Origin of the sequence: Paraprevotella xylaniphila YIT 11841 (genome assembly GCF_000205165.1) — a bacterium.
Classification (GTDB): domain Bacteria; phylum Bacteroidota; class Bacteroidia; order Bacteroidales; family Bacteroidaceae; genus Paraprevotella; species Paraprevotella xylaniphila.
Map to the genome: position 1 here is coordinate 74,891 of NZ_GL883825.1, position 15,706 is coordinate 90,596.

12 protein-coding genes and 1 other RNA gene are annotated in these 15,706 nt (G+C 49.0%); 9 read left to right on the top strand and 4 right to left on the bottom strand.

The features are described 5' to 3' along the window. Window positions 1-2: 2 nt before the first annotated feature. Window positions 3-1,253 (bottom strand): DUF4934 domain-containing protein, encoded by a 1,251-nt coding sequence (locus tag HMPREF9442_RS03445; RefSeq protein ID WP_008625414.1) that lies wholly within the window; start codon window positions 1,251-1,253, stop codon window positions 3-5. A gap of 798 nt (window positions 1,254-2,051) precedes the next feature. Further along, window positions 2,052-3,524, bottom strand: a complete 1,473-nt coding sequence (locus HMPREF9442_RS03450) for a Do family serine endopeptidase (RefSeq protein ID WP_008625420.1) — start codon at window positions 3,522-3,524, stop codon at window positions 2,052-2,054. Between the two features lie 202 nt (window positions 3,525-3,726). Here HMPREF9442_RS03450 and rnpB point away from each other — a divergent pair. Together rnpB and HMPREF9442_RS03455 are read left to right on the top strand one after the other, a co-directional pair. Continuing rightward, an RNA gene (gene rnpB, locus HMPREF9442_RS15295) (RNase P RNA component class A) lies at window positions 3,727-4,089 on the top strand. A gap of 33 nt (window positions 4,090-4,122) precedes the next feature. Beyond that, complete coding sequence (locus HMPREF9442_RS03455; RefSeq protein ID WP_008625427.1) at window positions 4,123-5,436, top strand: YihY/virulence factor BrkB family protein; 1,314 nt, start codon at window positions 4,123-4,125, stop codon at window positions 5,434-5,436. 56 nt (window positions 5,437-5,492) lie between these two features. Here the strand turns inward: HMPREF9442_RS03455 and HMPREF9442_RS03460 are convergent, their stop codons facing one another. Continuing rightward, complete coding sequence (locus tag HMPREF9442_RS03460) at window positions 5,493-6,101, bottom strand: riboflavin synthase (RefSeq protein ID WP_008625437.1); 609 nt, start codon at window positions 6,099-6,101, stop codon at window positions 5,493-5,495. A gap of 158 nt (window positions 6,102-6,259) precedes the next feature. Here HMPREF9442_RS03460 and HMPREF9442_RS03465 point away from each other — a divergent pair, with 158 nt between their 5' ends. From HMPREF9442_RS03465 to HMPREF9442_RS03495, 7 genes are all read left to right on the top strand, one after another. Beyond that, on the top strand, window positions 6,260-7,609 hold the full coding sequence (locus HMPREF9442_RS03465) for a TolC family protein (RefSeq protein WP_253271006.1): 1,350 nt from the start codon (window positions 6,260-6,262) through the stop codon (window positions 7,607-7,609). Between the two features lie 18 nt (window positions 7,610-7,627). Continuing rightward, window positions 7,628-8,794, top strand: coding sequence for an efflux RND transporter periplasmic adaptor subunit (locus HMPREF9442_RS03470; protein WP_008625440.1), 1,167 nt, complete (start codon window positions 7,628-7,630; stop codon window positions 8,792-8,794). Between the two features lie 21 nt (window positions 8,795-8,815). Beyond that, window positions 8,816-9,577 (top strand): ABC transporter ATP-binding protein, encoded by a 762-nt coding sequence (locus HMPREF9442_RS03475; RefSeq protein ID WP_008625442.1) that lies wholly within the window; start codon window positions 8,816-8,818, stop codon window positions 9,575-9,577. A gap of 12 nt (window positions 9,578-9,589) precedes the next feature. Further along, window positions 9,590-10,828, top strand: coding sequence for an ABC transporter permease (locus HMPREF9442_RS03480; protein WP_008625444.1), 1,239 nt, complete (start codon window positions 9,590-9,592; stop codon window positions 10,826-10,828). Window positions 10,829-10,834: 6 nt separating this feature from the next. After that, the gene (locus HMPREF9442_RS03485; protein WP_008625452.1) at window positions 10,835-11,911 is read left to right on the top strand and encodes a sensor histidine kinase; all 1,077 of its coding nucleotides are present in this window, start codon (window positions 10,835-10,837) and stop codon (window positions 11,909-11,911) included. Further along, a complete protein-coding gene (locus HMPREF9442_RS03490) occupies window positions 11,908-12,618 on the top strand; it encodes a LytR/AlgR family response regulator transcription factor (RefSeq protein WP_008625453.1) in 711 nt (236 codons plus the stop codon). Before HMPREF9442_RS03485 ends, HMPREF9442_RS03490 begins: the two co-directional genes overlap by 4 nt. A 93-nt stretch (window positions 12,619-12,711) precedes the next feature. After that, on the top strand, window positions 12,712-13,329 hold the full coding sequence (locus HMPREF9442_RS03495; RefSeq protein ID WP_253271007.1) for a DUF4468 domain-containing protein: 618 nt from the start codon (window positions 12,712-12,714) through the stop codon (window positions 13,327-13,329). Between the two features lie 126 nt (window positions 13,330-13,455). On the opposite strand, the gene HMPREF9442_RS03500 is transcribed toward HMPREF9442_RS03495, so the two are convergent. Beyond that, on the bottom strand, window positions 13,456-15,706 hold a 2,251-nt coding region (locus HMPREF9442_RS03500), incomplete at its 5' end, for a DEAD/DEAH box helicase (RefSeq protein WP_008625458.1).

Here is a 15,706-nt window from a genome sequence, read left to right on the forward strand (position 1 = left end):
GTTCATTTGCTCCTTGATTTGTACTTGTGAAAGAACAACACCGGATTGGAATCTCCCTTTATCCCCATCAGTTTTTCATACTCGTCTATTTTCGGATTCAGGTGTCCTTTGTCGATAACGTCCTCAATAAAATAGGGAATAAAATCTACGCGCAGGACGGACAGGACGCCTTCTTCATCGCTGTAACACATGTCCAAGGGAATATTGTTGTTCTCGAAGAGATAGTCGTCCTTAAAGGATGGCGCAACCCAAGTCTCTTTCGTCTTTACATCGTGAAGTAAATACATGATTTCGTCTCCTTTCCTATATTGAAATGAGACCATTCCGTCCAACTCCACAAAACGCGAAATGCAGAATATACAATCCTCCTCATGCAAATCGGAGACATTATAATTAAACTCTTCCCCCGGGCCGCAGTCACTGATGAGTTTTTTCATCCGTTTCTTTGAAACAAAATCCTCACTTTTCACTACACAATACGGCTTGATTCCCTCTTTTGTGACAGCCATAATCGTATCGGAAAACAATTCCACATACTTAGGCGCATCCGTATTTTTAGAGTAAAAGAAACTAAAAGGTAATCTCAAAGGAAAATTCCACCCCCGGTTGTAATCGTCGGCCTTCAGGCAGGAAGCTATTTGCGTTCCAGTCTTCCCATCTATTTCTTTCAACAGGTAATTTTCAGAATCTGCATCCAAAGACGTACGGTCCACGTACAGTTTTCCGCCAAGATACAGCATGCTATAACTCCTATATCCGTTCCGTTTCGTTTTTATGGAAGAGATGTACCCATTGGTACGAAGGTCGTATTTATGAGCCATATCCAAAGCATCGTCCCACAGATAAATAACGCCGTTTTCACGGTCTATGGAAAAATCTGAAAGTTCCCAATATTCCCCGTGCCCCCGGCCTTGGTGTCCTATCTGCCTTAGGAAAGAGCCGTCTCGCTGGAATACGTACAAGGCCGGGACTTTATCATCCAAAATATAGATATTGCCTTCATATATATCTATGGCAGAAACGTCCTGAATAATACATTCCGGACAGATTTCCAATACTATCACGTCCGGCTCTTCCAATATGGAAGAATACAGCAACGCATCCTCTTGTTTGGCCTTGTCGATGTCTACCACCTCTACATCACGATTCTCCCCTACCGGAACATCCGCGCCACGCCCTTTCTTTCCCCCGCATGCCGCCGCCAACATCAACAGCACAGCCGCCCCCGATACCATCTTACCGATCTTCCTCATAACTACCTATTTATAAAGTGACCTACAAAGGTATATAAAACATCAAGCCGCAGCAACCGGTTTCTCTCTTACATTCTTCACTCCGGATTTTCGCAAGTCTTTGACGTGGCAGAGACAAAACTATCATCCTGCCATCCTCTACACATTTTTACTGACAAAACGAAAGTCCTTATCCATCTTTCCGGGATGAAAAACCACGTGTTCCGCACATTTTAGAATTAAATCAAATACATCTTTTTACACTTCAAGCCCGTTATTTTGTTTTTTTAATCCAAAACACGCGTCAATCTCAGGCGAACGAAAAATCATTCGGCTGAGAAAACAATTTTTTTCTCCGCAGATTTTGGAGACAGCCTCCGCTTATTAGCCGAAAACCTTCCTGAAAACGAAGTCCGGACAGGCTTTTGAAGCCCGTTTTTTCTCTATTTGGCACGTTCCCGTCGCCAAAAGAAAGATGTCAAAACGACAGGCCGGACACGCTCCGAACTTACACTCTCCTTCTCCGCTTGCGGCAAGAGTGGCCTTTCGTCCCGGCATCATGCCACAAAGAAGCCATGAAACGCTTACACGTTACTCCCGTCACAATGCACGAGATTCGCGTATTTCCGTACACTTCCGCCACGGCTCACGAATAGCCGAATCTCGCGAAAGGCTGGTTGACATATTGTCAAAAAGATAAAAACAAGACAGAAGAACATAAGGACAGATGTTTCCTTGCTGACGCAAACATCTTTTGTCCTTATGTTCTTCTGTATAGGATGGCAGACTTTCAAACCAGGCCTGTCAGCCCGTCACCGTTTATTTCTCATCCAATTCCACCACTGCGCTTCTCAACCGTCCGCTTTGCGTCACGGCACGAATCCACAGGATACGGTCGGAAGAACGGTTGGCTTCTTTTACAGCCTCTTCAAAATCTTCCATCGTGTTCATAGGCCTGTCATTCACTTGCAGGATAATCCAACCTTTCTCTACTCCGGCATCCGCCATTTTACCTTTCTTCACGGCTACGACCTCCAAACCGTTCGGCAAGTTCAACTGGCGTTTAGTCTCGCTGTCCAAAGGCTTCAAGGCTGCCCCGAACTGGTCCATATCCATTTGCTCCAACACCTTGGTGTTGCCTTGCGCGTTGCGCAACACAGCTGTCACGGTGTCTTTCTTCTTGTTACGCATATAAGTGATTTTCACCTTGTCTCCCGGACGCATCGTACTGATGGCTTCCTGCAACTCGGCCATCTTCTTTACATCCTTACCGTTGACAGCAATGACCACGTCGCCCTTGCGCAACCCGGCCTCGGAAGCAGTGGAGTTGTCCTGAACTTCGGCCACATAAACACCGTTTACCGTACCCAAGTCCACCTCGTTGCCCTTGGACTTCTCGTCATCGATGTACCGGGTCACATCATTACCCATCACACCTAATTGGGCACGCTGCACGACGCCGAATTCCTTCAGGTCGGCCACGACCTTGTTCATGATGGTCGTCGGGATGGCAAAACCATAACCCGTATAAGAACCCGTCTGGGAATAAATCATCGCATTGATGCCCACCAACTCTCCACGTGCATTGACCAACGCGCCACCGGAATTACCACGGTTGATGGCGGCATCCGTCTGGATGAAGCTTTCTATGGAATTGGCACCCATCGAACGTGCTTTCGCACTGACGATACCTGCCGTCACCGTGGAAGTCAGGTTGAAGGGATTACCCACGGCCAAGACCCACTCTCCCAACTTCAAATCATCGGAATTGCCGATAGGCAGGGTCGGGAAATTCTTGCCCTCGATTTTAATCAAGGCCAAATCGGTCTGCTCGTCCGTACCGATAATGCGCCCCTTGAACTCGCGGTTGTCGTTCAGCTTCACCAACAATTCGTCCGCCTCGCTCACCACGTGGTTGTTGGTCACGATATAACCGTCGGAAGAAATAATCACTCCCGAACCAGAACCTTCACGCTTCGGGGTCTGTATTTGCCGCTGTTGGCGGCCTCCGCCCCCGAATCCGAAGAAATCACCGAAGAAGTCGGAGAACGGATCCTGTACGTCCACGGTCTTCGTCTTACTGTTCGTCGTCACCTTGATGTATACCACTGCGTTGACGGACGTCTCCGCAGCCTGGGTCAAATCCACCAAGCCGGAGGGGGCGGCCGAAGGCTGTGCCTTGACCGGTGTCTCCACGCATCCCATCACACAAAAGCTGCCTATGAAAAGGGCGGCTGTTCCCAATACCTTTCTTGTTGTCTCTTTCATTGTTTCTGTTGTCATATTGTTCATACTAAATGATTCTTTTCGTCATAAACTTGCACAAAAGTAACGCCAAAGGACTTGTAATGTATCCTTTCAGTTTCCTTTTTGCTATCTTTTAACAGAGAATTCTTTCCCATTAACAGCGATTAAAATCGGACACTGACATTTTTACATTCGTTGACCTGAATTTTGTCAGCTCGAAAAAAAGAAGTACTTTTGTGACATCAAAGCAGTGGGCCGGCTTGCCGCTGCCGGCTCAGGCCGGGAGAGGAAAGTCCGGGCAACACAGGGCATTCCACTTCTTAACGGGAAGTAATCCGTGAGGGTTAGAGCGTGCAGAAGAAAAGAACCGCCGTCCGCAAGGACGGTAAGGGTGAGAAGGCGGGGTAAGAGCCCACCGGCCGGATGGCGACATCCGGGCCGTGCATTCTGGAAGTTGAAAGTTCGCGTATACCGGCGCCACAAGAGAGGGCGGCCCGCCCGAGCCGGAGGGTAGAACGATAGAGCCTTGCGGTGACGTAAGGTCTGGATAAATGGCAAGCACTTCGTTTCATACGAGGCACAGAACCCGGCTTACAGGCCGACTGCTTTTTCTTTTTTCATCACCTTTTAACATGAAAAGCCTATGCCGTTCAACATGCATCAACTGGAATTCTTCTTCACGCACAAAATATGGTTCATCAATGAAGAAAAGTTTCCACCGGTCAAAAAATACGCATTCAACGCCCTCCGCAAATTAGTGCTCACGTCTGAATGCTACCTGTCCAAGCACCTGAACAGCCATGCTTCGGCCCTGACCTACTCCACCATACTGGCCACCGTCCCCATCTTGGCCATCATTTTTGCCATCGGCCGGGGATTGGGATACGGTTCCATCATCGAAGAGAAAATCAAAAGCAACCTGAGCGTCAACCAACAGTTTGCCGACATGGTGCTGAATTTCATCAATTCATACCTTGAGCATACGCAAAGCGGCATCTTCATCGGTTTCGGCCTGCTTTTATTGTTGTACACCGTCGTCCAACTGACCGCCAACATCGAAATCGCCCTGAACAGCATTTGGAACGTGAAAAACCAACGCTCCATTTACCGCCAGATAACGGACTATATCAGCGTCTTCCTTCTTCTGCCCATCCTGATCATCATCAGCAGCGGCCTTTCCATATTCCTGGCTACCATCGCACAAGACTATCCGAATTTCATGGTGCTCAGCACTACGGTGAAGATTCTCATCAAACTGTCCCCATACGCCTTGAGCGGCCTGCTCTTCACAGCCCTCTACATGTACATGCCCAATACGGACATCCGTTTCCGGAATGCCGTCCTTCCGGGTTTCATCGCCGGTACGGCGTTCCAGTTCCTTCAATATTTCTACATCCATTCCCAGATATGGGTGTCCAGCTACAATGCCATTTACGGGTCGTTCGCAGCCTTGCCCATGTTCATGCTGTGGGTCAATTTCTCATGGATTATCTGCCTTTTCGGTGCCCAACTTTCTTATGCCAACCAAAACCTGAGAAGTTACTACTACATCAAAGACATCCATAAGATAAGCCGCAGCTACCACGACGTGCTGCTCATCCTCATCATGTCGAAAGTGTGCAAACGGTTTGAAAAAGGTATGGAGGGCTACACCGCGAAAGGGCTTTCGGTAGAAACGAACCTCCCGTCAGGAGTGGTCGGCCGCCTGACCCACGAACTGAGCCGGATGCACCTGTTGGTTCTCGACGGGACGAACGAAGATGCCGCCGTGCGCTTTGCCCCGGCCGAAGACATCAACCATCTGACTGTAAACCTGCTGTTGGAACGAATAGACAATTATGGCGACAAATTCACTCCGGCAGCCATCCACCGGAACAATACGGAATGGGAAAACATACGTGAACTACGTGCGCGATATATAAATAAGGAGAAACCCATCCTGCTCAAAGATATCTGAGCGAGAATGGGTTCATAGGGCTTTTACGGCCAATACAAAGCAAAAGCCGCCCCTTCCTATTCATTGAGCAGACCCGTCATGCGGCTCAGATACTTGCCGATGATGTCGAACTCGAGGTTGACCACTGAACCCGGTTTCAAAGAATGGAAATTGGTATGCTCATACGTATAAGGAATTATGCAAACCTGAAAAGTGTCTTTTGTGGGATGGCATACCGTGAGACTGACACCGTTGACCGTCACCGAACCTTTATCCACACAAAAATAGCCCCTCTTCACCATTCCGGCATCAAAAGCATGGCGGAAAGTATAGACATAACTGCCTTCGGCATCTTCGACCGACACACACTCGGCCGTACAGTCCACATGCCCCTGTACGATATGCCCGTCCAACCGCCCGTTCATCATCATGGAACGTTCCACATTCACCTCGTCGCCCACTTTCAAAAGCCCGAGATTCGAACGTTCGAGCGTCTCCTTCATCGCCGTCACCGTATAACACCCGTCCTGAATGCGGACCACCGTAAGGCACACGCCGTTATGGGCCACGCTTTGGTCTATCTTCAGTTCGTCCACAAAAGAGCATTGCAAAGTAAAATGCACATTTTCCTGCTCTTTCATAATCCCGGTGACCCGGGCACATTCTTCTACAATTCCTGAGAACATAATCCTATCACGTTTTATAGTTTTCTTTCAAATTTCAAATATACTCTTTTTAGTAGACATATTCAGCGATTCAGTCGAAAAAAAATCCCTCATAGTACAATTTATTTCCTCCCCATCTTTATTCTTTGTACTTTTGTACAGTTAAAAAGATGAACTTCATGAGTTACAAGAATTATTTGATGTATGCCGCGTGCCTGTTTCAGGCTCTGGCCGTCGCCGGACAAGACTCGACCCGATGGTCACTGCAAGAATGCATCGACTATGCCATCGCCCATAACATTCAATTAAAGCAAAACAAAATTACGGAAGAACAGGGTGCTGCCGACCTGCTTCAAAAGAAGGCCGAACTGTTCCCCAGCTTGTCTTTCAGTACCACACAAGCCATAGACTACCGGCCGCTGCAAAAGTCCGAGACCAGTATCGTAGCCAATGGCATCGCCAACAGTTCCTCTAACAAATTGACGGAAAACGGTAACTATGGCCTCAACGCATCGTGGACCGTATGGGACGGAGGAGCCAACCGCAAAAACATCAAGGCACAAAAGCTACAAAACCAAATCTCGGCCTTGGCCACACAGGCCACAGCCAACAGCATCCAAGAACAGATAGCCCAGTTGTACGTGCAAATCCTCTATTCGAAGGATGCCTTGGACGTAAACAAAGCCATGGAAGAAACCGCAAAGAGCCAGTTTGGACGCGGAAAGGAGATGTATGAGCAAGGGCAAATCTCCAAAGCCGACCTGGCTCAGTTGGAGGCACAAGCCGCCAGTGCACAATACGACTGCGTGGCTACCCAGACCCAAATCGACAACTACAAACGGCAATTGAAAGAACTGTTGGAAATCACGGACGACCGTAAGTTCGACATCTCAGGTATAGGAACAAATGATGAAGCAACGATGCAACTTATCCCCAGTGTCAACGAAGTGTACCAGAAAGCATTAAACCTGCGCCCGGAAATCCAAAGCAGCCGGTTGGGCATCGATGCCGCCGATTTGGACATCGACATTGCCAAAGCCGGATATTACCCCTCCATCTCGTTGACAGCCGGTATCGGCGACAGCCACTATTCCGGCAGCCGTGAATCGGCAGGGGAACAAATGAGACAGAACCTGAGCGCCTCGGCCGGTGTGACACTGTCCATACCTATTTTCGACAACAAACGAAACAAAACCAACGTGCAAAAAGCCAAGCTGAACAAAATGGACAGCGAACTACAATTGCAGGACCAACAGAAGAAACTATACAGTACCGTAGAAGAGTATTGGCTCAACGCATACAGCAACCAACAGAAATATGTAGCAGCCAACGCCAAACTAAAAAGTGCCCAGACTAGCTACGAGCTGTTGGACGAGCAGTTCAAAAACGGCCTGAAAAACATCGTGGAACTCATGAACGGACGGGACGAGCTGATGAGCGCGCAACAAGACCGCCTGCAAAGCAAATACAATACCCTGCTCCATATCCAACTCCTCAAATTCTACCAAGGAGAAAGTATCAACCTTTAAAAACAGAACAGACGCCATATGAAAAAAAAGAAGATTATCATCACGGTTGCCATTGTTGCCATCGCAGCAGTCATTGCCATAATCGCATGGCCCAAGAAGAGTGTGCCCGTGGAGTTTGAAATGACTGACGTGCAACCGGATACCATCCGTAACAGCGTGACCGCCACAGGAACCATCGAACCTGTAACGGAAGTAGAAGTCGGTACACAGGTCTCCGGTATCATCAGCAACATATATGTGGACTATAACAGCCTCGTGAAAAAAGGGCAAGTCATCGCGGAATTGGACAAAACGACCCTCAACAGTGAATTGAACAGTGCCCGGGCCAATCTGGCAAGTGCCAAAAGCGAACTGGATTACCAGACGGCCAATTATAAACGCTATAAAACGCTGAACGAAAAGGGTCTCGTAAGCCGTAATGATTACGAAGTGGCCTATCTGGATTACCGCAAGGCTTTGGAAACTTACAACACCACGAAAGAAAGCGTGAAGAAGGCCGAGACTAATATAGGCTATGCCACCATCACGTCTCCCATCGACGGTATCGTGTTAAGCAAGGAAGTGGAAGAAGGACAGACCGTGGCGGCCAGTTTCGAGACACCTACCCTTTTCACCATCGCCAAAGACTTGACCGACATGCGTGTCATTGCCGACATCGACGAAGCAGATATCGGGAATGTAAAAGAAGGGCAAAACGTCACGTTTACCGTAGACGCATACCCCAACGACACTTTCCACGGGCAAGTGACACAAGTCAGACAAGAAGCCACGGAGACAGACAATGTCATCACTTACGAAGTCGTCATTTCCGCACCGAACAACGACCTCAAACTGAAACCCGGACTGACAGCCAACGTATCGGTCAGCACACTGGAACGTACAAATGTACTGAGTGTAAAAGCCAAAGCCTTACGTTTCACCCCGACCAAAGAAGTATTGGGCAAAACGTATAAAATCGTAGACACGGACGGCAAGAACAAGCTTTGGACGCGCGAAGGAAATACACTGACGGCCCACAAGGTAAACATAGGAGCGACAGACGGAATCCGGACCGAAATCCTGGGAGGCATCAAGCAAGGAACGCAAGTCGTAATGTCCATGACGGAAATAAAGGCACCGGAAGAGCCGCAGGAAGAAGAAACCAACCCGTTCATGCCACGTCCCAAAAAGAAAGAAAAGAAATAACCCGGGTAAAAGTCCATTATCATGGAAGGAAACGAACAGAAAAAAGTAGTCATAGAGCTACAGAATGTGAAACGGAACTTTATCGTGGGCGATGAAGTGGTACATGCCCTGCGGGGAGTGTCGTTCAAGATTCACGAAGGGGAGTTTGTCACCATCATGGGAACGTCCGGTTCCGGCAAGTCCACGTTGCTGAACCAATTAGGTTGTTTGGATACGCCCACTTCGGGAGAATATATATTGGACGGCGTACACGTCCGCACCATGAAGCGCCGGGAACGGGCAGTCCTGCGCAACCGCAAAATCGGTTTTGTATTCCAGAACTATAACTTGCTCCCCAAGACAACAGCAGTAGAAAACGTGGAACTTCCACTTATGTACAATTCATCCGTCTCTGCCAAAGAAAGAAAGGAACGGGCAGTCAAGGCACTCGAAATGGTAGGCCTCGGTAACCGCCTCTACCACAAGTCCAACCAGATGTCGGGCGGACAAATGCAGCGTGTGGCCATCGCCCGGGCCTTAGTCAACGACCCGGCCGTACTCTTGGCCGACGAGGCGACCGGTAATCTGGATACACGTACCTCTTTCGAAATCCTGGTATTGTTCCAACAACTTCATGCCATGGGACGTACCATCATTTTCGTGACACACAACCCAGAGATAGCCCAATACAGCAGCCGCAATATCACATTGCGCGACGGATTGATACGGGAAGACACCCTGAACTCCAACATACTGTCTGCGGCAGAGGCTTTGGCACAGCTTCCACTTCCGCAGGACGATTAAACAAAGGAATACATGAATACTACCAATCTTTTCAAAATAGCCCTCAAGGCCATTGCTTCCAATAAGCTACGCTCTTTCCTGACCGCCCTTGGCATCATCATCGGCGTGGCCTCGGTTATTGCCATGCTGGCCATCGGCCAAGGTTCGAAACGCAGCATCCGCAAACAAATCTCGGAAATGGGTTCGAACATGATCATGATACACCCGGGAGCGGATATGCGTGGCGGCGTGCGTCTGGATGCAGACGAAATGCAGACCCTGAAACTGGAAGACTACGAAAGCATACGCAATGAAGCAAAATACCTGACAGCCGTCAGTCCGTCAGTCAACAGTGCCGGACAGTTCATTTACGGGAACAACAACGCCCCGTCTAGCATATACGGGGTCAACGAAGATTACCTCACCATACAGCAACGCAAAGTGGCAGACGGTGAGTTCTTTACGGAACAGGACATCAAAACGGCCGCCAAGGTATGCGTGTTGGGACAGACCGTAGTGGATAACCTGTTCCCCGACGGAAGCAGCCCTATCGGACGTGTGGTGCGGTTCAATTCCATCCCGTTTCGTGTGGTCGGCGTACTGAAGTCCAAAGGTTATAACTCCTGGGGAATGGACCAAGACGACATGGCGCTCGCCCCCTACACCACAGTCATGAAACGTATCCTGGCGGTGACTTACCTTCAAGGCATCAACTGTTCCGCCGTTACCGAAGATGCCACGGATATGGCGATCGAGGAAATCACCGAAATCTTACGCAAAAACCATAATTTAAAAGAAGAAACGGAAACCACGGAAGCCGACGTGGACGACTTCACCATCCGAAGCCAAGAGGAAATCTCCTCCATGATGAATTCCACGATGGACTTGTTGACGATCTTATTAGGTAGCGTGGCCGGCATCTCACTGATTGTCGGAGGTATAGGCATCATGAACATCATGTACGTGTCCGTCACGGAACGGACCAAGGAAATCGGGCTTCGCATGTCTGTGGGGGCACGCGGCATAGACATACTGAGCCAGTTCCTCATCGAAGCCGCCATACTGAGTATCGCGGGAGGCTTGATTGGTGTCATATTAGGTATAGGAGCCGCTTATGCCATCAAATTTGCCGCCAACATGCCCATTTTCATCCAATGGTGGAGCATCGTGATGAGTTTCGGTGTCTGCACGTTTATCGGGATTTTCTTCGGTTGGTACCCGGCCAAGAAGGCCGCCAACATGGATCCTATCGAAGCCATCCGGTATGAATAGTTCGGTATGAAATGGAACATTAATCATAAATATCCCCAGGAACTGCTCATACATCTTTTTGTATGGGTGTTCCTTTTCGGCCTTCCCCCAATGCTCATAGGGCACACCAATGAGCGGTTGGACGAAGAAGAGATTTTCCGCATGATGGGAAACCCCATAGCCATGACATTGGTGTTCTACATTAATTATATATGGTTGGTGCCCCGGTTGGTCTTCAACAAAAAGAACAAGATATACGTCCTGCTCAACGTCATTTTATGTGCAGGCATGCTCTTTTTCACCCATTTTTGGTTCAGACTGGGTAATGTCTATTTCCACATTCCCCTTCCCCCACCTCCAAACGACAGCTTGTGGATGTGGACATTCCTGTCATTCCGAATCAGGGATTTCATCCTGTTCGGCCTGATAGCTGCAGTGGCCGCCACCATCCGTATGAGCAAAAAATGGCACGAAGCTGAATTGGGCAGGCAAAAGGCCGAACTGAAACGGATTGAAGCCGAATTGAAAAACCTGCACAACCAGATTAATCCGCACTTCCTGCTCAACACCCTGAACAACATCTATGCCCTGATTGCCTTCGATGCCGACAAGGCACAACAGGCAGTACAGGATCTCAGCCGGTTGTTGCGTCATCTGCTTTACGACAACAATCAGGATTTCATCCCGTTGGACCGTGAACTGGAATTTCTGAAAAACTATGTGGCACTGATGAAAATCAGATTGTTGCCCAATGTGGACTTGCAATTCCATATCGATATTCCAAGCGAAAACGCGATTCGGGTAGCTCCGCTTATCTTCATATCCTTATTTGAAAATGCCTTCAAACACGGCATCAGCCCGGTCAAGCCGAGCTTTATCCACATCAAAATCTACAGTTCCGGTCCAGACAGCTTAAGTTGCTCTATCGAAAATTCTTATTTTCCCAAGCAAAGGAACGACATCAGCGGCAGCGGCATCGGCCTGGAACAAGTTCAAAAACGCCTGGACCTGATTTATCCCGGCAAATATGAATGGACCAAAGGTTGTGATGAGAACGCCACGGTCTACAAATCAATATTAACGATACACACCACTACAAAATGACTCTTAAATGCGTAATCATAGATGATGAACCGCTGGCATTGGAACTGATGGAAAGCTATGTCCGCAAAACTCCTTTTTTGGAGCTATGCGGCAAACACAACAGTGCCGTCATGGCGTTGAATGACACAAACTTCAGGAACATCGACTTATTGTTTTTGGACATACAGATGCCCGACCTCAACGGCTTGGAACTATCCCGGATGCTCCCCCAAGACACCCGTATCGTCTTTACCACGGCTTTCGACCAGTATGCATTGGACGGTTTCAAAGTCAATGCTTTGGATTACCTGCTCAAGCCTATCAACTACAATGAGTTCCTGACAGCTTCCCGTAAAGCTTTGGAATGGTTTGAATTGAAACATCAGGCAAATCCTTCCCATGAAGAGGACTTTATTTACGTAAAATCGGACTATAAACTCGTTCAAATCCGGTTGGAAGACATACTCTACATCGAAGGACTGAAAGACTACTTGAAAATCTATACGGAAAACGCCCCCCGTCCTGTCCTGACACTCATCAGCATGAAAAGCATGGAGGAACGCCTGCCGTCTCCCCGATTCATGCGCGTCCACCGCTCTTACATCGTACAGATGAACAAAGTGAAAACATTGGATAAGGGGCAAATCATTTTCGGCAAAACCCGCATCCCCATTTCAGACACCTATAAAACAGATATTACGGCCTACTTGAACAAGTATCTCTTATAAAAGGTACAAAAATGACTAAAACAAAAGGACAGTCTGCCCGATATTGCTTTTCTTTTATTAAATTTGCGCAGAACTTCAAAAAAGATTGAACCCATGAGAAAAATTCTATTATTGCTATTATGCGTACCGATGTTGGTTTGCGCAAAATCAAAAAGAGACGACAGCAAATACCTGGTCGGTGCCGTACCAGAAGTGAACGGACAAGTGCTGTTCCAACAGACCTTTGCCGTAGAAGGCAAAAACAAACAGCAGATATACGACGTGATGAAGGCTTACCTCAACCGTTTAATGAAAGGGGAACAGCAAATGAAAGGTACCAAAATGGCTATGGAAGAAGCTTCTACCGGTACGTTGGTCGGACGTTTCGAAGAATGGATGATATTCAAGAAGAAACCTTTCGTCTTGGACCGCACGCGTTTCCGTTATTTGCTCACCATAAAATGCTCCGACGGGAAGTGCCACATGGAACTGACGCAAATCAGTTACTATTATGAGGAAGATTTGGACGGGTATAATGGCCGTACCTACAAGGCAGAAGAGTGGATCAATGATGCCAACGCCCTCAACAAAGCCAAAAACAAACTGTTGTGGGGTTCCGCCAAGTTCCGTCGCAAGACGGTAGACCGCGTAGAGGAAATCTTCACCGGAGCACGTGACGCTTTTGAGCAACCGGCAAAAGAAGAGCACCGGGCCACGAAACTCATCGAATAAAAGAGCCATATGGCCAGAGCCTATAAGTTGGCACACAAAAATGCCGCAAACAGTCCAAAAATATTCGGAGGGCAGTTTGCGGCATTTTTGTGTATGATTGTTTATATGCGGATAATTCCTACCTTGTCAGGTGCCTAATTCAACGACTTTCTCTTTTCCCGGGAAGACGGTCAGCCTTGCAGTTCCGTCACCATTTATCACCACCTTTGAGTAACCGGCCTCCACCACGACCTTTCCATCCAGCATGATGATGCCCCACCGGCACGGACTGACCTCAACGGCGCAATAGTAGCCGACGGGGGGCAGGATGTTCCTGTAAACGGGAGGGACTACCACCTTCTCCCCCTGCCTCAATCCCCATCTCATGCCGGACTTGAACGGCACGGCAGCTTTCATTCCCTCCAGACGTGCCATGCGCTTCCGTTCGTTTGCCCGCCGTTCCTCGGCCACCATCATATCCGTCCGTCTTGCCGCTTCGGCTTTCAGGCGGGGTATCACCACGTCAAAGTCCTCGCCCACCGTCTTGGGATTTTCACAAGCGATGTATTTCTTGCCCCTGCCTTCCTCCACAATGTAATACTTGCCGACATTGTCCACGATGACAATACTTCCGCCAGACAGCATGCCGCAATAACGGTAATAGGTGTCATAATCATTTGCAAGCAGGCACACACAGTCATGCCCCCAACGGGCATCGTCTTCGTTGACTTGACGGCATACGGGAGCGGCATAATAATCATAGACAAGAAGACAGAAACTTGTGGCATGAAAAATATGACATCCGGAGACTTTCCTGGTTTTGTACAGTTCCTTTGTCCGGCTGTAATACATACCGTCCGCTTCAAGCATTTGTACAGGTCCGAACTGCCGTATCCTCGGCTGTTTATCGCATATTTGGCCACTGAGCAAATCCAAGTATGTCTTCCGGCCGTTATTGCCTGTAAGTGCAAGGATCTTGCCTTTCATGAATTTTGCGCTTCGGTAACGTCCCAACCACATCCTGACGTTGCCGGATTCGTCCACGATGCCCGTTTGCCCGTTGTCAAAACACACGGTGGCAAGCCCCTCATCCGTGTCAAGGACGTTATGGTATCGTGCCGTGGACGTTATCTTGTTGCCGCGCTTCAAGCCATACAGGCCGCTTGCTCTGTCCTTGAACGGTCTCAGCTTTTCAGGTTGTAGTGAACCGTTCTCCGGCAAAGGCTTGCCACTTTGCAGGTAATCCAACAACAGCCCGTGCGACACGATGGTTTCCAGTTGTCCGTCTGTTTCTGCTGTTTTATCTTTATCTGTTCCCTGCGATAGGGCCATGTATGCCACCGGACTCGTATTTGTGTCTGGATAACCTTTTCCGGCAAGCCGTCCCTCGAACATCGCCTGCCAGTCACGGTGGGCTATCGGCAGACCGAACAGGCGGTAAAGCCCCACATTGTCGATTATCATGCAGCTTTCCTTGCCTTCCGTCTTGCGCAGTCCGCGCCCCACCTGTTGCAGGTACTTGGGCAACGACAGTGTCGGCCGTGCCAACTGGATAAACTCCACGTCAGGGCAGTCAAAGCCCTCGCTGAATATGTCCACATTGACAAGAACCTGTATCTTGCCCTGCCTGAAGCTTTCGACAAGCCGTTTCCGTTCGTTTGCGGGTGTCTTGCTGTCAATGGCGACTGTGTTCATCCCGTATTGATTGTAATATCCGGAGATGTTCCGTGCGTGACTGATGCTGATGGCGTACACGATGCCCTTCTTGCCATCGGCATATTGCCTTACGCTCCCATATAGCCTTTCGATACTTGGTCGCCTGTTCAGCACGGTGTCCATCTCCTTCACCTGGAAATCACCGTCCGCTCCCCGTCTTTCCAGTCCGTTTATCAACCGTTGGTCTTCGCTGTCCGGACGTATGGATACATAATCAAAGGCGGAAAGCCATCCTTGCCGGATAAAGTCCGCTATGCTATCCGATGTGATAAGCGTGCCAAACAAGTCAGTGAACCCCTTGCCGTTCAACCGGCACGGGGTGGCAGTCATGCCCAACTTCTTCGCATCCGGATAGCGCAGCCACAAATCCCTGTAAGTCCCGGCAAGCGCATGGTGCGCTTCATCTATCACAATCAGACCCGGCCTTTCGTCCCTCACATCCTCCCAATGCTTTGACAGCCACTGGATGGACATCACCTTCACCCTTCCGTCATCTTTGGATATGCCGTAACGTGCGACCGTCTCCTCTATCTGCTCCACCAACTCGCGGCGGTGCGCAACAATCCAAACGCTTGCTGTATCATCAGCCATCATCCGGTCGGATATGACCGAAGCGAGCAAGTGTGTCTTCCCCGTCCCTGTAGGCATCTGTACCATCACGCTCCTGATCCCGCCCCACCAT

Coding starts and splice junctions, on each gene's coding strand:
- HMPREF9442_RS03460 (WP_008625437.1), bottom strand. CDS start 6,101: ATGTTCTCAGGAATTGTAGAAGAATGTGCCCGGGTCACCGGGATTATG.
- HMPREF9442_RS03450 (WP_008625420.1), bottom strand. CDS start 3,524: ATGAACAATATGACAACAGAAACAATGAAAGAGACAACAAGAAAGGTA.
- HMPREF9442_RS03455 (WP_008625427.1), top strand. CDS start 4,123: ATGCCGTTCAACATGCATCAACTGGAATTCTTCTTCACGCACAAAATA.
- HMPREF9442_RS03495 (WP_253271007.1), top strand. CDS start 12,712: ATGAGAAAAATTCTATTATTGCTATTATGCGTACCGATGTTGGTTTGC.
- HMPREF9442_RS03480 (WP_008625444.1), top strand. CDS start 9,590: ATGAATACTACCAATCTTTTCAAAATAGCCCTCAAGGCCATTGCTTCC.
- HMPREF9442_RS03465 (WP_253271006.1), top strand. CDS start 6,260: ATGAGTTACAAGAATTATTTGATGTATGCCGCGTGCCTGTTTCAGGCT.
- HMPREF9442_RS03490 (WP_008625453.1), top strand. CDS start 11,908: ATGACTCTTAAATGCGTAATCATAGATGATGAACCGCTGGCATTGGAA.
- HMPREF9442_RS03445 (WP_008625414.1), bottom strand. CDS start 1,253: ATGAGGAAGATCGGTAAGATGGTATCGGGGGCGGCTGTGCTGTTGATG.
- HMPREF9442_RS03485 (WP_008625452.1), top strand. CDS start 10,835: ATGAAATGGAACATTAATCATAAATATCCCCAGGAACTGCTCATACAT.
- HMPREF9442_RS03475 (WP_008625442.1), top strand. CDS start 8,816: ATGGAAGGAAACGAACAGAAAAAAGTAGTCATAGAGCTACAGAATGTG.
- HMPREF9442_RS03470 (WP_008625440.1), top strand. CDS start 7,628: ATGAAAAAAAAGAAGATTATCATCACGGTTGCCATTGTTGCCATCGCA.